We start from the raw sequence: 19,751 nt of genomic DNA on the forward strand, positions 1-19,751 counted from the left end.
GTCACCGGCCGCGGCGCGCGGGGCGGCCCGGCGGGCGAGGTCGCGCACCCGGCCGGCCGCCTCGGCCAGCCGCTCCTCGGGCAGCCGCCCTTCGGCCACCGCGTCCGCGACCGCGTCGCGGACGCCGGTCGCGGTCCGCTCGTCGGCGTGCTCCCCGCCCACGCAGACCGCGTCGGCGGCCGCGGCCACCGCCAGCGCCGCGGCGCCGCCGATCCCGTACCGGGCGGAGACCGCCCGCATCTCGACGGCGTCGGTGACGACGAGCCCCCGGAAGCCCAGCTCGCCCCGGAGCAGGCCGCGCAGCACCCGGCCGCTGAGCGTGGCGGGCACCTCGGGATCGAGCGCGGGCACGACCAGGTGGCCGGTCATGATCGCATGCACGCCCGCCGCGACGGCGGCGCGGAAGGGCCGCAGCGCCGTCTCCCTGAGCTCCTCGGCGGTGGCGGTGACGAGGGGGACCTCGTGGTGGGAGTCGGCCGAGGTGTCGCCGTGGCCGGGGAAGTGCTTGGCGCAGGCCGAGACGCCGGCCGACTGCAGGCCCCGGATCCAGGCCGCGGTGTGCCGGGCGACCAGCCCGGGGCGGGCTCCGAAGGAGCGCAGCCCGATGACCGGGTTGCCGGGGTTGGAGTTGACGTCGGCCGAGGGTGCGAAGTCGAGGTTGACGCCCGCGCGGGCCAGCTCGCCACCGAGCTCCCGGGCGATCCGCTCGGTGAGCTCCACGTCGTCCACGACGCCGAGCGCGTAGTTGCCCGGCCGGGTGCTCCCGCCCGCGGCCTCCAGCCGGGTGACCTCGCCGGACTCCTCGTCGACGCCGACGAGCACGTCCGGGTTCTCCGCGCGGAGCGCCGCGGTGAGCTCGGCGAGCCCGGAGGGGGAGGCGATGTTGCGGGAGAAGAGCACCACCCCGGACAACCCCTCCGACAGCCTCCGGCGGAGCCAGCCGGGCGGGTCCGTTCCCTCGAAGCCCGGCAGGACGACGGCGTCGGCCAGGCGGAGCAGCTCGGGGTCCCGCCTCATGCGTCCTCCTCGTCCGCCCGCGCGCCGGACGGTCCCGCGCCGCGCCCGCGCGGCCGGCACGCCCGGGGCGCCGGCGGCGCCTCGGGACAAATCTAGTAAGAAGGTTCACTGATTTTCCACCGGCGGCGGCGGGCGCCCGGAGGCGGGCGGGCCCCGCGATTGCGTGAACAAGCGATTGCGCAAGGGTTCATAATGAAGGCGTGAACACGCGAAAGGACTCCGGAGGCGCGACCACCACCCCGGTCAGGCGCCGGGGTGCGACGAAGCGGGCGGCCTCATCCGGCTCCGCCTCGGAACGCCGCGACCACCTCGTCAAGCTCGCCGCCGAGCTCTTCGCCCGCAAGGGCTTCCAGGCGACCACCGTCCGCGAGATCGCGGAGGAGGCCGGCATCCTGTCCGGAAGCCTCTACCACCACTTCGACTCCAAGGAGACGATCGTCGACGAGGTGCTCAGCACCTTCCTGCACGACATCGTCGGCCGCTACCGCGCCGTGCTGGAGCAGGGAGGCGAGCCCCGCACGATCCTGTCGGAGATGGTGCGGATCGGCTTCGGCACGCTGGAGCCCCACCGCGCGGCGATCACCGTCATGCAGAACGACTGGAACTACCTGCGCTCCCTGCCCGGCGGCCGCTTCGACTACCTGGTCAAGGCCGAGGACGAGGTCGAGCGCATGTGGGTCGAGCAGATCAAGCGCGGCCAGGCCGTCGGCCAGTTCCGCCCCGACGTGGACCCCAAGCTCACCTACCGCATGATCCGCGACACCATCTGGGTCACCGTCCGCTGGTTCCGGCCGGGCGGCCGCCTCGACACCGCCGCCCTCGCCGAGCACTACGTCGCCGTCCTCTTCGACGGCCTGGCCACCGGGGAGCGGACGACCCAGCGGGCGTAGCGCCCGGCGCGGCCGGTACGGTACGGCGGTGCGGACCGGCCGCCGGGCGCGGGGAGCGGTGGGCGACCCCGGGGCCGCGGGCGGTCCCGGGAAGCGGCGGGCTGAGCGGCGGACGAGGAGCGGGAGTGAGCGCTGAGGCACTGCAGAAGGCCGTGAGGCTGGCGCTCGCCGAGGCCGCCGACCCCGCCAGGGCCCCGGCCATGCGGTCCTACATGAAGTCGGCCATGCCGTTCCTCGGCGTCCAGGCGGCGCCCCGCCGCGCGGTGCTGCGCAAGGTCTTCGCCGAGCACCCGTTCGAGGCGGCGCCCGAGTGGCGCAGGGCGGTGCTGGCCCTGTGGCGCGAGGCGGAGTACCGCGAGGAGCGCTACGCGGCCATCGCCCTCACCGCGTACCCGTTGCGCTGGGGCCGGACGCTCTACACGCTCCCGATCTACGAGGAGATGATCGTCACCGGGGCCTGGTGGGACTTCGTCGACGAGGTCGCCGTCCAGCGGATCGGCCCGCTGCTGCGGGAGTTCCCCGACACCATGCGGCCCCTGATGCTCGAATGGGCGCACAGCGACGACCTCTGGAAGCGCCGCACCTCGATCATCTGCCAGAACAAGTTCCGGGCCGCCACCGACACCGGCCTGCTGTACGCCTGCATCGAGCCGAGCCTGTCGGACACCGACTTCTTCGCCCGCAAGGCGATCGGCTGGGCGCTGCGCGAGTACGCCAAGACCGACCCGCGCGAGGTCCTGCGCTACGTCGACCACACGGGCATCACCGGGCTGAGCCGCCGCGAGGCGCTGAAGAACCTCCCGGCCGGCTGACCCGCCGTACGGCACCGCCCGGCGCGCCCGGACCGGCACGCGGACCGCCGCTCCCAGGGCCGCCGCCCCTACTTCAGCGCCCCGGCCGTCAGGCCCTTCTGGATCTGGCTCTGGAAGAGCGTGTAGACCACCAGCATCGGCAGGATGGCCATGCTCAGCGCGGCGAACAGGGCCGACCAGTCGGCGTTGTAGCCGGCCGCCGTGGAGATCTCGCCGATGCCCTGGGTGAGCACCCACTTCTCCTTGACGGAGGTGAGCAGGACCAGCGGGAGCTGGTACTGGTTCCACTGGCCGAGGACGTTGAAGATCGTCACGCTGACGATGCCGGGCCGGGCCATCGGGAGCATGATCTGGAAGAAGACCCGGGTGTGCGAGGCCCCGTCCACGAAGGCCGCCTCCGCCACCGCCTCCGGCAGGGTCCGGAAGAACGCCGCCAGGAAGAACACGGTGAACGGCAGCGAGTAGGCGATGTAGACCAGGATCAGCCCGCCGTGGGTGTTCAGGCCGATGAACGGGCCGATCAGCGGGATCGAGCCCGTGTTCCGCACCACGAAGAACAGCGGGGTCAGCGCCAGGTAGACGGGGAAGGCCAGGCCGGAGACGAACAGCAGGTAGATCGCCCGGTTGCCGCGGAACCGGTAGCGCGCGAGCACGTAGGCGGCCATCGACCCGAGCAGCATGGTGCCGAACGTGCTGAAGGCCACCACGACGACGCTGTTGAGCATGTAGCGGCCGATGTGCGCCTGCTCCCAGGCGCGGGCCCAGTTGTCGAGGCGGAGGGTGGCCGGCAGGGACCAGGCGTCGCCGAAGATCTCCTGCTCGCTCTTGAACGACGCCAGGAACGTCCACAGGAGCGGGACGACCACCAGGACCGTCCAGACCAGCAGCGTGACGTGCGTCAGCGCCGAGAGGGGGCCGAGGCGCCGGGCGCGCTCCCGCCTGACCTCCGCGCGCGAGGCCGCCGAGACCGTCATTGGCCACCCTCTCAGAACTCGAGCCGTTCGCGCCGCGACAGGCGCAGGGACAGCGCGGCGAAGCCGACCGCGAAGAAGAACAGCACCACGCCCATCGCGGAGGCGTAGCCGAACTTGGAGTACTGGAACGCGTTGCGGTAGATCTCCGCCGCCATCACGGTCGTGGAGTAGTCCGGGCCGCCGTGCTCGGCCGTCATCACCCACACGACGGCGAAGACGTCCAGCGCGGCGATGCCGAGGTAGACCCAGGCGACCTGGAGCGTGTCCCGCAGCAGCGGCAGCGTGATCCGCCAGAAGAGCTGGACGCCCCCGGCCCCGTCGATGGCCGCGGCCTCGAACAGCTCGCGGGGGATGGAGGCGATGCCCGCGGAGAAGAGCACCACGTAGAAGCCGACCGCCTGCCAGACCAGCACGGCCAGGACCGACCAGAGCGCCACGTCGGTGTCGGACAGGAAGCCGATCGGCTCCAGGCCCAGCGCGATCAGCGGCGCGTTGAGCATGCCGCTGCGGTCGGGCCGAAAGACCTGCTGGAACAGGACGGCGACCACCGCGACGGCGAGCACCTGGGGGAAGAAGAACACCACGCGGTAGAACCTCGACCCCCACACGCCCCGCGTCCCCGCCCGCCCTCCCGCGTTCAGCAGGAAGGCGAACAGGAGCGCGATGGCGATGGTCAGCAGCGGCAGCAGCACCAGCAGGACGAGGTTGTGGCCGACCGCCTTGAAGAAGTTGCCGTCGTCCAGCAGCCGCCGGAAGTTCTCCAGCCCGACGAAGCGCGGGTTGGCGTTGACCCCGCGCCAGTCGGTCAGCGCGATGTGGAACGCCTGGGCGTAGGGGGAGATCACGTAGACCGCGTAGAGCGTCACCGGGAGCGCGAGGAACCCGGCGATGAACAGCGGCCGGCCGAGTCTCGCACGCGCCCGCGTGCTCCACGCGATCCGGGAGCCGCCGCTCCCCCGGTCGCCCGCGGCGGCCCGCGGCCGCTCGTCCTGCTTCAGGCTCACCCGCCGGTCCTACCTCTTGAACTTCTTGACCGACGAGTCGTTCTTGATCGAGTCGGCCTTCTTCTGGGCCCGCTCCGCCCACGCCTCCGCGGTCAGTTTGCCGTTCATCAGCTGGCCCGAGGCCGCGGCCACCTCGTCGTGCAGCTCGGCGTACCACTTGCGGAACAGGAACCACACGGCGTTGTCGCCCGCCGCCGCCAGGGCGTCGGAGGCGCTCTTCAGGCCCGGTGAGAGGGTACGCCCCTCGCCGGCGCCCTTGACCACGGTGAGCGTGGAGACCTTCTCCATGAACTCGCCCGCGGCCTTCTTCGACAGCATCGCCCGCATGTACTCCAGGCCCGCCCGGGGGTTGGCCGACTTGGCGGAGACGACGTACTCCTCGCCCGGCTGGACGTGCAGCGTGCCGTACGGCATGGCGTCGGAGGAGGTGAAGTCCGGCAGCGGGAAGAGCGCGTAGCCGAAGTCGGCCGGGGTGGTGTCCTTCTGCTCGTTCTCCAGCCAGGAGCCGCAGGGCAGCATGGCGACCTGCCCGTTGTTGTGCGCGGTCTGCGTCTGGACGTGGTCCAGGCCCGCGGTGCCCTGCAGGAGGTACTTGGCGCCGATCTCGGCGAAGGCCTCCGCCGCCTGCCTGACCGGCTCGGCCTTCCAGGCGCCGTCCTCGAGGTTGTCGATGTTCCGCAGCACCTCCTTGCCGCCGATCTTGGCGGCGAGGGTGAGGATGGCCTCGTAGATGTAGAAGGGGTGCTTGCCGGCGTAGGTGAACGGCGCCGTCTTGCCCGACTTCTTGATGGTCTCGCAGAGCGCGAGGAACTCCTGCCAGGTCTTCGGCGGCTGCCAGCCGTTCTCCTCGAACAGCTTGGCGGAGTACCAGATGCCCCAGACGGTGTTGGCGTAGTTCAGCACGTACGGCGTGCCGTCGTAGACGCCCAGCTCGATCGCGGCGGGGTCGATCGTGTCGCGCACCTTCACGTTCGGGTCGTCCCAGCTGGGCGCGTCGTACAGCGGGGTGAGGTCGGCGAGCTGGCCGTCCTGGACCAGGGCGCCGAAGTCCATCGCGTTGGCCCCGGAGTTGTTGATGAACTCCGGCGGGTTCCCCCCGGCGAAGCGCGGCTGGAGCGTCTTGGCGACCTCCTTGGTCGTGTTGTGCTTGATCTCCAGTTTCGGGTATCTGCTCTTGAGCAGGGGCTGGTGGATCTCGCGGGCGTAGGCGTCGCCGAAGCCGCCGTCGAAGATCCAGATCTCCAGGGGCCTGTCCTCGGCGAGGCCCAGCGGGTTGGCTGCGCTGGTGGCCCCGGGCGCGGGCGCCGCCGAGGCGCCGCCGTCGCCGCCGCCGGGGGTGGCGCAGGCCGACAGCACGGGGAGGGCGATCCCGGCTAGGACCGCGCTGCGCAGGAGCTCACGCCTGGATGGATGGGACACGGTTCCTCCTGGGTGGGGGGTCAGGCTCCTCGCCGGATCCGTCCGGCGTAGCGGCTCTCAAGGGTCCTGTTGTGCTCGTCCCCGCCGACCACGTTGGCGGAGCGGTAGACCGGCGGCTCCTGTCCGGCCTCGGTAAGGGTACGCACCACCTCGGCCACGACCGTCTGGGCCAGCAGCGCCGAGGTGATCGTGGAGACCGCGCCGAACGCTCCCCCGCCGGCCAGGGGCAGGACGGCGTCGCCGTACGGGGCGCCGTTGTCGAGCACCACGTCGGCGTGGTCGAGGAGCTTGCGGCCGGAGGGGTGGCGGGAGGCCATCTCGGTGCCGTGCCGCACGGAGGTGATGGCGATCAGGTCGTGGCCGTGCTCCTTGACGACGGAGGCCAGCTCCACCACCGCCCCGTTCACGCCGGAGCTGGAGACCAGCACGAAGACGTCCTGCGGCCGGACGGGGGCCAGGTCGTAGATCCGCCGGGCGACGGAGGGGTCGCGCTCCAGCTCCCCCGGGGCGCCGGTCAGCACGCTCACCGGGTCCCCGCCGTACAGGACGACGTCGCGCAGGCTGAGCCGGTTGCTGGGCACCAGGCCGCCGGCCCGGCCGGCGAGCTCCATGGCGACGGCCTCGGAGTGGCCGGAGCCGAACGCCTGGAGCACCCCGCCGGCCCGCAGCGAGGCGGTCACCAGGGCGGCGGCTTCCCCTACCGCCTCGGCCTGGGTCCGCCAGACCTCCTCGAGCAGGGCCCGGATCTCGTGGACGTAGTCGGCGGCGCCGATGCCCATCTGCGGTCAGCTCCTCTCCACGCGGTGGCTCTCCAGAGCCCGGATCGTCCGCCCGAACGCCTCGTTGGTCCGCTCGTAGGTGCGCTGCGCGACCGCGACGTAGACGGCGTCGAGCACGAAGAGCTGGGAGTGCACGGCGGCCAGGCCGCCCAGCCGGAAGGTGGTCTCCCGGCTGGCGGTGGTCAGCACCAGGGACGCCAGCTCGGCCAGCGGGGAGCGGGCGAAGGAGGTGACCGCGACGGTCAGCGCGCCCCGGTCTCCGGCCTCGGCGAGGGACTCCAGCACCTCGCGGGTCCGGCCCTGGTGCGAGATGCCGATCGCCACGTCGCCCTCGGCGAGCAGCGCCGCGTCGGCCAGCGCCTCGTGCGCGTCGGCGTGGCTCCAGCAGGGCACCCGGATCCGGCGGAGCCGGCCGCCCATCATGCCGGCCACCGCGCCGCTGGTGGAGACCCCGAAGATCAGCACGCGCCGGGCCGCGACGATCGCGTCGGCGACCTCGGCGACCTTCGCGGGGTCGAGCTGGGCGGCGGTGTCCTGGATGAGCCGGGAGTCGGCCGCGGCCATCACGCCGATCGCCGCGTCGAGGGGGTCGGTGGGGCCGATCTCGTGGCCGACCCCGGCGTCCCAGTGGGCCTGGGCGGCGCGGCCGGTCTCGGTGGCCAGCGCGACCCTCAGCTGCGCGTAGCCGCCGAAGCCGAAGACCCGGCAGAAGCGGGTGACGGTCGCGGGCGAGCTCCCGCTGAGCTCGGCGAGCGCGATGATCGTGGACCGGGCGGCCCCGGCGGGGTCGGCCAGGATCGCCTCGCCCACCCGGCGGAGCGCCTCGGGCAGTGCGGGGGTCTCGGTCCGGATGCGTCCGAGCGCGCCTGCGGCCACAGACATTCCTTTCACCCGCACGACGGTTGGATGAAAATTATTCTTAGCGCGATCCGGCGTCAAGGGGCCGGTGCTCCCTTTGCGCGGCCCCTCGCCCCCGGAACCCGTCCCCCCGACCGGCGTCCGGCCCGTCCCGCACGTCCTCCGCCGGCTGGAAGGGACCGGTCCGCGGGGAGGAATCCCGGTAAAGATCACAAGTCGGCCTCCATCGCCTAGCATCGTCGACGACGACGACCGGCCTGACAGAGGGAGCGGGATGACCGAGGAGCGCGCGCCTGCGGGGATCGACCCGACGGTGCCGAGCGTGGCCCGGATGTACGACTACTTCCTGGGCGGCAAGGACAACTTCGCCTCCGACCGCGAGGCCGGGGACAGGCTCATGCAGATCATCCCCGGCGTCCGGGAGACCGCCCGCGCCAACCGCGCCTTCCTCCGCCGGGCGGTGACCGAGATCGCCGGGCGGGGGGTGCGCCAGTTCCTGGACATCGGCTCCGGCCTGCCCACCCAGGAGAACGTCCACCAGGTGGCGCACCGGATCGCCCCCGACGCCCGGACCGTCTACGTGGACAACGACCCGATCGTCATGGCGCACGGCCGGGCCATCCTGGCGGACAACCCGCACACGAGCGTGGTCCAGGCGGACATGCGCGAGCCGGAGGAGCTCCTCGCCCACCCCGAGATCCGCGCGAGGATCGACTTCGGCGAGCCGGTGGCCGTGCTCCTGCTGGCGATGCTGCACTTCATCCCGGAGGACGCCGCGGCGGAGGCCGTCGTCGCGACGGTGCGCAAGGCGCTCGCCCCCGGCAGCCACCTGGTGCTCTCCCACATCCACGCCGGGGACACCCCCGCGGAGGACACCGCCCGGGCGACGGGCGTGTACCGCGCCACCTCCGCCGGGTCGATCACCACGCGGACCCCCGGCCACCTGGCCGCCTACGTCGACGGTCTGGAGGTGCTCGGCCCCGGGATCGTCCCCGTCGAGGCGTGGCGCCCGGAGTTCGAGGAGGACGCCGTGCCCGACTTCTCCCGCCCGGGCATCCTCGGCGTGGTGGCGCGGGTGCCGTAGCGATTGGCTAGCCGTACTATCTACGGATGAGGATCTCGCAGCTCAGCACCGCCTCGGGCGTCCCCATCCCGACGATCAAGTACTACCTGCGGGAGGGCCTGCTCCCCGCAGGGGAGCAGACTTCGGCCACCCGCGCCGAGTACGGCGAGCGCCACCTGCGGCGGCTCCGCCTGATCCGCGCGCTGCTGGAGGTCGGCCACCTGAGCATCGCGGCCATCCGCGAGGTCCTCGCCGCGGTGGACGACGAGGGCATGAGCATGCACCGCGTGCTCGGCACCGCCCACTACGCCCTGGCCCCCCGGATCGAGCCCGGCCCCGACGACGAGGAGTGGCGGCGCGCCCGGCAGGAGGCCGACGGGCTGGTCGCCGGTCTCGGCTGGCAGGTCGACGCCCGCTCCCCGGCCCGTGACGAGCTCGCCCAGGCCGTGCTCACCCTCCACCGGTTCGGCCTGCCCGCCACCGTGCAGGCCCTGCGGCCCTACGCCGAGGCGGCCGAGCGGCTCGTCGGCGAGCACGAGATCCGTACCCTCCCCCGGGGCGGCAGCCGCGAGGAGGCGGTGGAGGCGCTGGTCGTGGGCACCGTCGTGCACGGCCGCATCCTCGACGTCATGCGCCGTATGGCCCAGGAGTCCGCCTCCGCCCGTGTCTTCGGGACGCCGGCGACCGATCGGTAGGCTTCCCACCGGCCGGGCCGATCGGCCACGCCGACGCGGTCATCGTGCTCACCGACCGGTCGTACGAGGAGCACCCTCCGGTCCCCGGCCTCTCGGTGATCACCGGGCACGCCCGCTGCGGCGCGGACCCCGTCCTGCCGGCCGTCCGTCTCTCCGGCGGGCCGTACGGGCTCACCTGGCCGGAGGAGGACGCGCAGAGCCGAGCGGCGGCTCCCGCCGGGCTCACTCGCTCAGCGGCTGCCTCAGCAGCCACTGGGCGGCCCGGCGCAGCAGGGTGCGGTGGACGGGGTTGTCGTAGGAGCGGGTGTCGTGGCCCAGCGCGTCGTAGACGACGCGGCCCCGCCGTACCGGGCGGGCCCACACGAGCGGCTGGCCCATCGAGGAGGCCAGCGGCACGACGTCGGGCAGGACCGCCAGGTCGCTGTAGACCTCGTCCACCAGGTCGAAGTCCCGCAGGCCGTCGACGACGGGGTGCCCGCCGTGCACCCGGACGGTGGTCCAGCCCAGCGGGGGGTGGTGCGACTTCGGCCACTGCCAGCGCCCGCCCAGGATGCGCGGCCACCCCTGCCAGTCGTCGAAGCAGATCGAGGCCGCGTGCATGCAGAGCAGGCCGCCGCCGCGCTCCAGGTGGTCCAGCAGCGCCGTACGGGCCGCGGCGGGCAGCTCGAAGCCCCACCGGGCGCGGTGCGGCGCGAGGTGGTCGGCGAGCATCCGGCAGCGCAGGGCGTTGACGGTGATCAGCCGGTACTCGGAGGCGTCGGCCAGTCCGCCGGTGACGTCGTCGGTGACGTCGGACTCCACCCCGACGTCGGCGAGGGTCTCCGCCAGGGCCGCGGAGGTCGCGGGGAAGTCGTGGAACGGACCGCCGGAGAGGATCAGATTGCGCGCCACGGCTCCACTTCACCACGGAAGGCGGCGCGGCGCCATCCGTCCGCCGGTCCGCGCGGCGGCGGTCCCCCGGTCCGCCGCCCCTCCGGCGGAGGCGCGGAACGCGCCGCGGAACCGCAGCTCACAACGGCTCCGCGGCTCCGTGAGGATTCCCACCCGCCCTCGCCTGCCCGAACGCGCTCAAGTAACACTCCGTTCACATGCGGGCAACAGGTGGGAAATCGCGTCTTGCGACTCTTTGGGAGCAGCGAACCGCATACTCCACAAGGACTCCGCCGATGACCTTCAAGGCTGAATACATCTGGATCGACGGCACCGAGCCGACCGCCAAGCTCCGCTCCAAGACCCGGATCCTCGCGGACGGCGCCGACATCCCGCTCTGGGGCTTCGACGGGTCCAGCACCAACCAGGCCGGGGGCCACTCCTCCGACCTGGTGCTCAAGCCGGTCTTCACCTGCCCCGACCCGATCCGCGGCGGCGACAGCGTCCTGGTGCTCTGCGAGGTCCTGCACCCGGACATGACCCCGCACGCCAGCAACACCCGCGCCCTGCTCACCGAGGTGGCCGAGCGGTACGCCGACCAGGACTCGTGGTTCGGCATCGAGCAGGAGTACACCTTCTTCAAGGAGGGCCGCCCGCTCGGCTTCCCGCTGGGCGGCTTCCCCGCCCCGCAGGGCGGCTACTACTGCGGTGTCGGCGCCGACGAGGTCTTCGGCCGCGACATCGTCGAGCTGCACCTCGACCGCTGCCTGGCCGCCGGCCTGAAGATCTCCGGCATCAACGCCGAGGTCATGCCCGGTCAGTGGGAGTTCCAGATCGGCCCGGCGGGCCCGGTGGAGGTCGCCGACCACATGTGGGTCGCCCGCTGGCTGCTCTACCGCACCGCCGAGGAGTTCGACGTGGCCGCCACGCTCGACGCCAAGCCGGTGAAGGGCGACTGGAACGGCGCCGGTGCGCACACCAACTTCTCCACCAGGGCGATGCGCGAGGGCTACGAGCCGATCATCACCGCCTGCGAGGCCCTGGGCGAGGGCGACAAGCCCCTGGAGCACGTCAAGAACTACGGCCACGGCATCGAGGACCGCCTCACCGGCCACCACGAGACCGCGCCGTGGGACAAGTACAGCTACGGCGTCTCCGACCGCGGCGCCTCGGTCCGCATCCCGTGGCAGGTCGAGGTGGACAGGAAGGGCTACATCGAGGACCGCCGCCCGAACGCCAACGTCGACCCGTACGTGGTGACCCGCCTCATCGTGGACACCTGCTGCTCCGCGCTGGAGAAGGCCGGCCAGGTCTGATCCCGCGGACGGACCGGGGGACGAAGGGCCGCGGGCGCCCTGCCGGGGGCGCCCGCGGCCTCCGCGTCCCGCGGTTACCGCCCGCGCCCGTCGGCCTGCTGTAGCGTCGTGCCGTGGATCTCGGAATCAACGGGAAGGTCGCCCTCGTCACGGGCGGCAGCGCCGGACTCGGCCTCGCCTCGGCCAAGAGCCTCGCCAGGGAGGGGTGCGCGGTCTGCGTGAGCGCCCGCTCCCCGGAGCGGCTCGCCGACGCCGTGGTGGAGCTGCAGGAGTTCGGCGGGACGGTGCACGCGGTGCTGGGGGACGTGGAGGACCCGGTCGCCGCCGAGCGGGTCGTCGCCGAGACGCGTGAGGTGCTCGGCCCGGTGGACATCCTGGTCGCGAACGCGGGCGGGCCGCCGCGGGGCGGCTTCCGCAGCGTCGGCATGGACGCCTGGGAGGTGGCCGTCCAGCGCAACCTGCTCGGCACCGTCCGGCTCATGCGGGCCGTGCTGCCGGACATGTGCTCCCGCGGCTGGGGGCGGATCGTCACGATCACCAGCCGGTCCGCGCGCGAGGCCATCGACGGGCTGGCGCTGTCCAACGCCACCCGCTCGGCGGTCGCCGGGATCGTCCGCACGCTCGCCCGCGAGGTCGGCCGGGACGGCGTGCTGGTCAACAACGTGATGCCCGGGCCGGTCCTCACCGACCGGCTCAGAGAGACGACGCCCACGCCGCAGGAACTGGACGAGCGGGGGGAGCGCATGCCCGTGGGCCGGCTCGGCCGCCCCGAGGAGGTCGGTGACGTGGTGGCGTTCCTGGCCAGCGAGCGGGCCTCCTTCGTCACCGGAGCCTCGATCCTGGTGGACGGCGGCGAGAGCAGGGTCATCGCCTGATCCGCCCGGCGCCCCGGCGGCCGTCCGCAGGGCGGCGGGGCCGCGCCGGAGACTCCCGCGAACCGGCGCCCCGGTGAGCCGGACGGGGCCCGTCCGCGGCGTGCGCCTACCGGAGCAGGTGGGCGTTGGGCTCGCGGGCCCGCCCGGCCAGCTCGGGCGCCTCCAGCACGGTGACGCCCGCCGCCGCGAGCTCCTCGGCCCCGTGGCAGTCGACGAAGAGCACCGGCTCCCGCCAGGCCAGCACGACCCGGCGGATCCCGCTGTCGATGATCAGCCGGGTGCAGGTCCGGGGGCGCGACCGGCGCGCGCTGCACGGCTCCAGACTGCTGTAGATCGTGGCGCCGGGCAGCCGGGGGTCGTCCGGGGAGATCTTGGCGAGCGCGGCCTCCTCGGCGTGCACGTGGGGGTCGCCGCCCTCCCGGGAGTGGCCGCGCGCCAGCTCCGTGCCGTCGGCGGCCACCACGACGGCGCCCACGGAGAAGGCGGTCTCCGACGGCGGGCAGAGCAGGGCCAGCCCGCAGGCGAGCCGGAGCCGCTCGCGGTCGTCGTCCGTCACCCGCGTCCCGTGACCGCCCGCCCCCGCGGAGCTCATCGTCCGCCTCCCGGGCGGGGCGCCCCGTCCGGCCGGATCAGATATCTCAGCAGGACGACGTCGCCGAGCGGGCGGGCCTCCGCCAGCTCCATCCGGCGCCCGGGACCCTGCGGGAAGGGGCCGCCGCGCACGAAGCGCGGCGCGGCGGGATCGCCGACGAGGAACGGCGCGACGGCGAGCTGGAGCTCGTCGGCCAGGTCCTCCCTGAGGAACCGGGTGTGCACCGCGCCGCCGCCCTCCACCATCAGCCGGCCGATCCCGCGCCCGGCCAGGTCGCGCAGGACGCGGCGGAGGTCCACGGGGTCGCCCGCGTCGATCACCTCGGCGGCCGTCCCGAGCCGGGCGGCGAGCTTCTCCACCGCTCCCGACGCGGCGTAGACGATCTTCTCCGCGTCCCCGGCGGTGAAGAACCGGCCGGCCGGGTCGAGGTCCCCCGTCGCGGTCAGCGTCACCTTGGCCGGGCAGGCCGGCAGGCCGCGCGCCACCCGGGCCCGCCGCCGCTGCGGCGACCGGACCAGCAGGCGGGGGTCGTCGCGGCGGACGGTGCCCGCGCCGACCAGGATCGCGTCGCAGCCCGCCCGGACCTCGTCCACCCGGTCGAAGTCCTCGTCCCCGGAGAGCAGGAGCCGTTCGGGGGTGCTGTCGTCGATGTACCCGTCGACGGACATCGCGCAGCTGAGCAGCACGTAGGGCCGCTCCACCGGTCCGCCCGCTCCGCTCACCGCGCCTCCCCTCACCCGACCGCCGCGGCCTGCCGTCGGCCTGCCGTCGGCCGCGATGCTACGCCACCGGCGGGCGGTCCGGGCCCGCCGGGTACGGCCTCACGCCGCCTGCGCGCTGTGGCGCACGCCTCCTTCGAGTCCGTCGAGGAGCTCTGTGCTGTGGCGCAGGAGCTGCCGGGCCAGCTCGGGGCTCTCGCTGATGGCCACCTCCCACAGATCCTGGGCGGAACCCTGCCGGCGGGCCATGATGGTGAGGGCGGAGGTCTGCGAGAGCGCCACCAGGAAGCTCTGCTCGAGCAGCGGGTGACCGGCCGGCAGGTCGGCGCCGCGGACCCGCCAGTTGCCGTACTTCGCCACGTCGGAGCCCAGCACCAGCACCAGCGGGCAGCGGGCCAGCAGGATGCGGTAGATGACCGCCATCTCGGTGGTCCATCCGTGCTCGGGCAGCAGGAAGGCGACGACCGGGGCGACCGGGGCCTGGACGATGGGAGCGGCCAGGTTGGGGGTGAGGCTGTTGATCTCGTCCCAGCCGAGTCCGCCGGACACGTGCGCGCCCGAGCGGACGACCAGGTCCCACAGGGAGAGCCCCGGGCTCTCCGGGATGTCGCGCAGCCGGATGGGCGCCTTGGGCGGCGGCAGGGTGGCCGGCAGCGCGCCCGGGTAGCCGTGCAGGAAGCCGCGCTGGTAGTTGCCGCCCAGGCTCCGGCCCATCAGGGCGCCCGGCTGGTTCTCGACGTTCTCCACCAGCAGCGTCGCCCCGCTGCTCTTGGCCTCCGACAGCACCGCGGTCAGGGCCTGGCCCGCGTACGCCCGGCCGTAGGTGAGCATGCGGTGGTCGATCTTGACCACGTCGGGCTCGAGCACCGGCAGCATCCCCTGCCCGGCCGGGCTGAACTCGATGTCCCCCAGCGACACGCCCCACCGCGCGGCGCGGGCGCGCCGCACGGTCTCCAGCACCTGCTGGGGGTGGCGGTTCATCGCCTCGCCGTTGATCTCGATGAAGACCCGCAGCTTCCGGGTCGCCTCCCACACGGTCGGGAGCAGGTCCTCGGGGCACTCCACGATCAGGGAGTCGGCGTCGACGTTGACGAACAGCGAGACCGAGGAGGGCATCTCGCGCTCCAGCATCTGCCGGAACGCCTCGGCGCGGCAGATCCAGTCCAGCTCCCCCGCGCGGCCCACCGCGCGCGCCGCGGCGAACAGCCGCTCCGGCGACCGCAGCGGCGAGCCCTGCGGGCCGCGGCTGAGCGCCTCGAAGCCCACCACCTGGCCGTGGACCAGGTCCACGATCGGCTGGAACTCCACCTCCACCAGGCGTCTGTCGATGATCTCGTGGATCGGTCCGGTGTGCTGGATGGCACCCGGCGGCTGGTCGTGGACGAACCGCGCCTGCGCCGGGCCCGACACCGGGACCGCCGCCGGCCGGTAGGCGGTGGGGGCGGGGACGGGCAGCGTGGCGAGGGAGGCGCCGCCGGAGGAGTCCTCCTCGCGCGCCCAGAGCGTCCGGCCGGCCGCGGGCTCCTGCTGCGGCGGCTTGGGGTCGCGCTCCCAGAGGATCCAACGGGTGGAGCGGTCTTCAGACATGTCCGATCCTTTCCGGAGAACAGACGTGGCAGGAGTGGGGGTCCGCTTCCCGCCGCCGGCCGCCTCCGGTGGCGCCCCGCGGGAGCGGCGCTGTCCTCCACGCAGGGAGACCTCACGGAGGGACGCCCATCTCATCGGCGGCAACCGCCGCCACCTGACCGGAAACGGGAGGGGACGGAGGCCGCCGCTCTCCCGCGGACGGGTCCGGTCCCGCCGGAGGCGACGGGCGCCGGAGAGCCCTGGGCCGGCGCCGCTCCTGTTGTTAGGCTCACCGACCGGGCGGCCTACCAAGTGGTCGCTCGCCTTGTGGGAGGGAGCGGGCCGATGACGGCGGAGAGCGGGAAGGAAGGCGGCGCCCCGGTGGTGGGCGGGCACTGCGACCCCCGGTTCGCCCGGGTGCTCGAGGTGTTCCGCGGGCACTTCGCCGCCGGCGAGGAGCTCGGCGCGGCGTTCGCCGTCCACCTCGGCGGCGAGCCGGTCGTGGACCTGTGGGGCGGCACCGCAGACCGGCGCACCGGCCGCGCCTGGGAGCCCGGCACGCCCGTGCTGACCTACTCGTGCACCAAGGCCGTGACCGCGACGGTCGTGCTGCTGCTCGCCGAGCGCGGACTGCTCGACCCCGCCGCGCCGGTCGCCGACGTCTGGCCGGAGTTCGCCGCCCGCGGCAAGGAGCGGATCACGGTCGAGCACCTGCTCACCCACCAGGCCGGGCTGCCGGTGCTGGAGGAGCCGGTGCCGGTGGAGGAGTTCGAGGACCAGGCGGCCATCGCCGCCCGGCTGGCCCGGCAGGAACCGGTCTGGGAGCCGGGCACCGCGCACGGCTACCACGCGCTGACCTACGGGTTCCTCCTCGGAGAGGTGGTCCGCCGGGTGTCCGGCAGGACCGTGGGCGAGCTCACCGCCGCCGAGATCGCCGGCCCGGCGGGGCTGGAGCTCTGGGTCGGCGCGCCGGACGACGTGGCGGCGCGGGCGGCCCGCCTGTCCGCCGGGGAGCGGGTCGGGTCCGGCGCCTCCGCCGCGGGCCCCGCAGGCGGCGCGGCCGACGCGGTGACCCGGGCCGCGCTGGACCCCGGCAGCCTGATGAACCGCGCGCTGGGCAACCCCCCGGTGCACAGGCTGCCCGGCGGCGCCAACCACCCGGTCGTGCTGCGGGCCGGCTGGCCCGCGATGGGGGCCGTCGCCACGGCGCGAGGACTGGCCGGCTTCTACCGCGAGCTGGTCGCCGGCCGGATCCTGCGCCCGGAGACGCTGCGCGACGCCGTACGGCCCCGGGTCGCCGGGCCCGACCGGGTGCTGATCGTGGACAGCTCCTTCGGCCTGGGCTACATGCGGCCGGCGATGACCTACCTCACCCCGGAGCGGGGCGCGCGGACCGCCTTCGGCCACACCGGCATGGGCGGCTCCCTGGGGCTGGGCGACCCCGAGCACGGCCTGGCCATGGCCTACACGATGAACAGGATGGCGAACGCCGTCTCCGGCAGTCTGCGCGCCTACCGGCTGGCCGAGGCCGTCTACGCGTCGCTCGGCTGAGGTCCGTCCGCACGCCGCCCGGCCGGAGCCGTCCGCGCGTGCCCGGCCGGGGCTCCCGGCGGGCCGCGCCGCCGGTCCCGGTTCACCCGGCGGCGCCGTCCTCCCCGCCGCCCCGGCGGGGGGCGCCGGGCAGACCGCGGGGACGCAGGCGGGGCACCGGTCCCGCGCCCGGGTCGTCCCGCAGTTCCTTCACCAGTGCCGCGCAGAGCAGGAGCATGACGGCGACGAAGGGCAGCGCGACGAGGATGGTGGCCTGCTGCAGCGCCTCCAGCCCTCCGGCCAGCAGCAGCACCAGCGCGACCGCCCCGACCAGCACGCCCCACATCACGACCAGGGGCCGGGGGGGATGGAGCGAGCCCCCGGTGGTGAGCGAGCCGAGCACCAGCGACGCCGAGTCCGCGCCGGTGACGAAGTAGAGCGCCACCAGGAACGCCGCGACCGCGATGGCGAGCGTGCCGAGCGGCAGCCGTTCCAGGAGGGCGAACAGCGCCGCCTCCGGTCCCTCCGCCAGCTTGCCGGAGAAGTCCGCCGCGCCCGACGTCTGCAGCCACACGGCGCTGCCCCCGCTGACCGAGAACCAGATCAGGCTCGCGCCGGACGGGATCAGCAGGACGCCGACGACGAACTCGCGGATGGTCCGGCCCTTGGAGATCCGGGCGATGAAGACCCCGACGAACGGGGCCCAGGACATCCACCACGCCCAGTAGAAGATCGTCCAGGCGCCGAGCCACGGCTTGTCGACGAACGCGCCCGTCCGCGACGCCATCGGGAGCAGGTCGTCGAGGTAGCCGCCGAGCGAGGCGGGGATCAGGTCGAGGACCGCGACCGTCGGGCCGAAGAGGAAGATGAACCCGGCCAGGAGAACCGCCAGGTAGACGTTGACGGTGCTGAGGAACCGCACGCCGCGGTGGACCCCGGAGGCCGCCGAGAGGACGAACGCGGCCGTCAGCGCGACGATGACGGCCACCTCCAGCCGCCGCCCCTCCAACCCGAACAGCGTGTTGAGGCCGTACTCCACCTGGAGCGCGCCCAGGCCCAGGCTGGTGGCGGTGCCGAAGACCGTGGCCAGTACGGCCAGCAGGTCCAGCGCCCGCCCCACGGCGGGCCGCGACCGGCCGCCGAACAGCGGGGTGAACGCGGCGCTGAACCGGTTGCCCCGCCCCCTGCGGAAGGTGGAGTAGGCCAGGGCCATGCCGGTGACCGCGTAGACGGCCCAGGGGTGCAGGGTCCAGTGGAACAGCGCGTACTCCATCGCGGTGCGCGCCGCCTGGGGCGAGCCCCGGACGAGGCCCAGGTCCGGCGGCGGGCTGAGCAGGTGCGTCATGGGCTCGGCGACGCCGTAGAACATCAGCCCGATGCCCATCCCGGAGCTGAACATCATCGCCGTCCAGGCGAGGTTGCCGAACTCGGGCACGTCCTCGTCCCGGCCGAGGCGGACCCGGCCGAACCGGCTGAGCGCGAGCGCGACGGCCAGGACCAGGAAGGAGTCGGCGGCCACCACGAACAGCCAGCCGAGGTTGCCCAGCACCCAGCCGAGCGCCGCGTCGCCGGCCGCGGCGAGGGACTCGGTGAAGAGGGCCCCCCACACCACCACCGCCGCCAGCAGCCCCACCGCGACCGAGAGCAGCGGGAGGTCGGGTTTCGGCGGGCGCATCACGCCTCCAGGATGACTACTCCACGTGACGGTGATACTGCCCTGCGTCAAAGTCGGCGAACCGTGACAACCGCTCCCCCGGGTGAGACCGTCGAACAGGGCGACGGCACTCGGCGGAGGGCTCGCGGAGGCCTCGGCAAGGGCTCGGCAGGGGGCGACAGGGGGGCTGCATGGTTCCGGGATACCGCGAGATCCGGGAGCTCGGCACCGGGAGCGGCGGGCGCGTGGTGCTGGCCACCTACACCGGGACCGGCGCCTACGTGGCCATCAAGTACCTGCACGCCCCGTCGCGGGCCGACGAGCGGTCCATGGCCCGGCTCCGCGAGCGGGTGCGCGTCCTGGTCGGACTCGACGATCCGCACATCGTCCGGCTGTACGAGTACTACGAGGACGTGCTGGAGGCCGCGCTCGTCATGGAGCTGGTCGACGGCGTCGCGCTCCGCCGCGTCCTGTCCGGCCACGGCGCCACCACCCCCGAGGCCGCGCTGGCGGTGCTCAAGGGCGTGCTGCTGGGCCTGGCGAGGGCCCATGAGGCGGGCGTCCCGCACGGTGACTGCCGGGCGGAGAACATCCTCATCCGGGCGGACGGGACGGGCGGGCTCACCGACTTCGGCGTCGCCGCCCCCGCCGCTCCGGGTGCGCCCGCGGAGCCCCCGGCGGAGGAGGCCGCCGACGTGCGGGCGGCGGCCCGCGTGTTCGTCGAGTGCCTCACCGGCCGGCCGTACCCCCAGGACCCGCCCGGTACGGCGGCGCACCGGCGGCAGGCGGGGCCGCTCCCGGCCGGGGTGGTGCCGGAGCCGGTGCGGCGGCTGGCCCGCCACGCTCCGGCCGGGGGTCCGGCGGACCGCCCGCCCGTGGCCCGGGCGCTCGCCGGCGAGCTGGAGACGGCCGCGTCGGCGGTCTACGGGCCCGAGTGGGAGCGGCGCGGGCGGCGGCACCTGGCCGAGCGGGCGACCCGGTTCGCGCTCGACTTCCCGCTGGCCGGGCCGGTGCCCGGCGGCGCCTCCCGGACGGAGGCCCCGGCCGCGCGGCGCGCGGCCGGCCGGGCGGGCGGGCCGCTCCGCGCGCTCCCGGGGTCCCGGATCCTGACCGGCGCC

General features: G+C 74.1%; 19 protein-coding genes. 8 read left to right on the forward strand and 11 right to left on the reverse strand.

Going from position 1 to position 19,751, the window contains the following annotated elements:
- Positions 1-1,017: glycoside hydrolase family 3 protein (locus ABD823_RS32390; protein WP_344866379.1), on the reverse strand; the 1,017-nt coding region annotated here is incomplete at its 3' end.
- A gap of 200 nt (positions 1,018-1,217) precedes the next feature.
- Here ABD823_RS32390 and ABD823_RS32395 point away from each other — a divergent pair.
- Together ABD823_RS32395 and ABD823_RS32400 are read left to right on the forward strand one after the other, a co-directional pair.
- Entirely contained in the window at positions 1,218-1,907 is a 690-nt protein-coding gene (locus tag ABD823_RS32395) for a TetR/AcrR family transcriptional regulator (RefSeq protein ID WP_344866382.1), read from the forward strand.
- A gap of 125 nt (positions 1,908-2,032) precedes the next feature.
- Complete coding sequence (locus ABD823_RS32400; protein ID WP_344866384.1) at positions 2,033-2,719, forward strand: DNA alkylation repair protein; 687 nt, start codon at positions 2,033-2,035, stop codon at positions 2,717-2,719.
- Positions 2,720-2,787: 68 nt separating this feature from the next.
- Here the strand turns inward: ABD823_RS32400 and ABD823_RS32405 are convergent, their stop codons facing one another.
- Genes ABD823_RS32405 through ABD823_RS32425 form a run of 5 tightly spaced genes read right to left on the reverse strand, consistent with a single transcriptional unit; the run spans position 2,788 to position 7,777 of the window.
- Entirely contained in the window at positions 2,788-3,693 is a 906-nt protein-coding gene (locus ABD823_RS32405) for a carbohydrate ABC transporter permease (RefSeq protein ID WP_344866386.1), read from the reverse strand.
- 11 nt (positions 3,694-3,704) lie between these two features.
- Complete coding sequence (locus tag ABD823_RS32410; protein WP_344866388.1) at positions 3,705-4,697, reverse strand: carbohydrate ABC transporter permease; 993 nt, start codon at positions 4,695-4,697, stop codon at positions 3,705-3,707.
- Between the two features lie 9 nt (positions 4,698-4,706).
- Positions 4,707-6,116: an N-acetylglucosamine/diacetylchitobiose ABC transporter substrate-binding protein gene (ngcE, locus tag ABD823_RS32415; RefSeq protein ID WP_344866390.1), complete on the reverse strand. Its 1,410-nt coding sequence runs from the start codon at positions 6,114-6,116 to the stop codon at positions 4,707-4,709.
- Between the two features lie 20 nt (positions 6,117-6,136).
- Positions 6,137-6,895, reverse strand: coding sequence for a sugar isomerase domain-containing protein (locus ABD823_RS32420; protein WP_344866392.1), 759 nt, complete (start codon positions 6,893-6,895; stop codon positions 6,137-6,139).
- 6 nt (positions 6,896-6,901) lie between these two features.
- Positions 6,902-7,777, reverse strand: a complete 876-nt coding sequence (locus tag ABD823_RS32425) for a MurR/RpiR family transcriptional regulator (RefSeq protein WP_344866394.1) — start codon at positions 7,775-7,777, stop codon at positions 6,902-6,904.
- Positions 7,778-8,027: 250 nt separating this feature from the next.
- Here ABD823_RS32425 and ABD823_RS32430 point away from each other — a divergent pair, with 250 nt between their 5' ends.
- Together ABD823_RS32430 and ABD823_RS32435 are read left to right on the forward strand one after the other, a co-directional pair.
- On the forward strand, positions 8,028-8,837 hold the full coding sequence (locus ABD823_RS32430) for an SAM-dependent methyltransferase (RefSeq protein ID WP_344866396.1): 810 nt from the start codon (positions 8,028-8,030) through the stop codon (positions 8,835-8,837).
- A 26-nt stretch (positions 8,838-8,863) separates the two neighbouring features.
- Positions 8,864-9,511, forward strand: a complete 648-nt coding sequence (locus ABD823_RS32435) for a MerR family transcriptional regulator (protein WP_344866398.1) — start codon at positions 8,864-8,866, stop codon at positions 9,509-9,511.
- 222 nt (positions 9,512-9,733) lie between these two features.
- Here the strand turns inward: ABD823_RS32435 and ABD823_RS32440 are convergent, their stop codons facing one another.
- A complete protein-coding gene (locus ABD823_RS32440; RefSeq protein WP_344866400.1) occupies positions 9,734-10,402 on the reverse strand; it encodes a ThuA domain-containing protein in 669 nt (222 codons plus the stop codon).
- Positions 10,403-10,677: 275 nt separating this feature from the next.
- On the opposite strand from ABD823_RS32440, the gene glnII reads away from it, so the two are divergent.
- Both glnII and ABD823_RS32450 read left to right on the forward strand, forming a co-directional pair.
- Positions 10,678-11,697: a glutamine synthetase gene (glnII, locus tag ABD823_RS32445; RefSeq protein WP_344866402.1), complete on the forward strand. Its 1,020-nt coding sequence runs from the start codon at positions 10,678-10,680 to the stop codon at positions 11,695-11,697.
- Between the two features lie 113 nt (positions 11,698-11,810).
- Complete coding sequence (locus tag ABD823_RS32450) at positions 11,811-12,572, forward strand: SDR family NAD(P)-dependent oxidoreductase (protein ID WP_344866404.1); 762 nt, start codon at positions 11,811-11,813, stop codon at positions 12,570-12,572.
- A gap of 106 nt (positions 12,573-12,678) precedes the next feature.
- Here ABD823_RS32450 and ABD823_RS32455 read toward each other — a convergent pair whose 3' ends face one another.
- The 3 genes from ABD823_RS32455 to ABD823_RS32465 all read right to left on the reverse strand — a co-directional run bounded on the left by ABD823_RS32455 (position 12,679) and on the right by ABD823_RS32465 (position 15,470).
- Positions 12,679-13,164: a cytidine/deoxycytidylate deaminase family protein gene (locus ABD823_RS32455; RefSeq protein WP_344866406.1), complete on the reverse strand. Its 486-nt coding sequence runs from the start codon at positions 13,162-13,164 to the stop codon at positions 12,679-12,681.
- Positions 13,161-13,865 carry a RibD family protein gene (locus ABD823_RS32460; protein WP_425566695.1) on the reverse strand — a complete coding sequence of 235 codons (705 nt, stop codon included), beginning with the start codon at positions 13,863-13,865 and terminating at the stop codon, positions 13,161-13,163. Before ABD823_RS32460 ends, ABD823_RS32455 begins: the two co-directional genes overlap by 4 nt.
- Before the next feature lie 120 nt (positions 13,866-13,985).
- Positions 13,986-15,470: an EAL domain-containing protein gene (locus ABD823_RS32465; RefSeq protein ID WP_344866410.1), complete on the reverse strand. Its 1,485-nt coding sequence runs from the start codon at positions 15,468-15,470 to the stop codon at positions 13,986-13,988.
- A 324-nt stretch (positions 15,471-15,794) separates the two neighbouring features.
- On the opposite strand from ABD823_RS32465, the gene ABD823_RS32470 reads away from it, so the two are divergent.
- The gene (locus tag ABD823_RS32470; protein WP_344866412.1) at positions 15,795-17,000 is read left to right on the forward strand and encodes a serine hydrolase domain-containing protein; all 1,206 of its coding nucleotides are present in this window, start codon (positions 15,795-15,797) and stop codon (positions 16,998-17,000) included.
- An 82-nt stretch (positions 17,001-17,082) separates the two neighbouring features.
- Here ABD823_RS32470 and ABD823_RS32475 read toward each other — a convergent pair whose 3' ends face one another.
- Entirely contained in the window at positions 17,083-18,654 is a 1,572-nt protein-coding gene (locus tag ABD823_RS32475; RefSeq protein ID WP_344866416.1) for a BCCT family transporter, read from the reverse strand.
- A 170-nt stretch (positions 18,655-18,824) separates the two neighbouring features.
- Between ABD823_RS32475 and ABD823_RS32480 the strand changes: the two genes are divergently transcribed.
- The coding region (locus tag ABD823_RS32480; protein ID WP_344866414.1) for a protein kinase domain-containing protein at positions 18,825-19,751 on the forward strand (927 nt) is incomplete at its 3' end.

This window comes from Planomonospora alba, from assembly GCF_039534085.1.
In the GTDB taxonomy this organism is placed as follows: Bacteria; Actinomycetota; Actinomycetes; order Streptosporangiales; family Streptosporangiaceae; genus Planomonospora_B; species Planomonospora_B alba.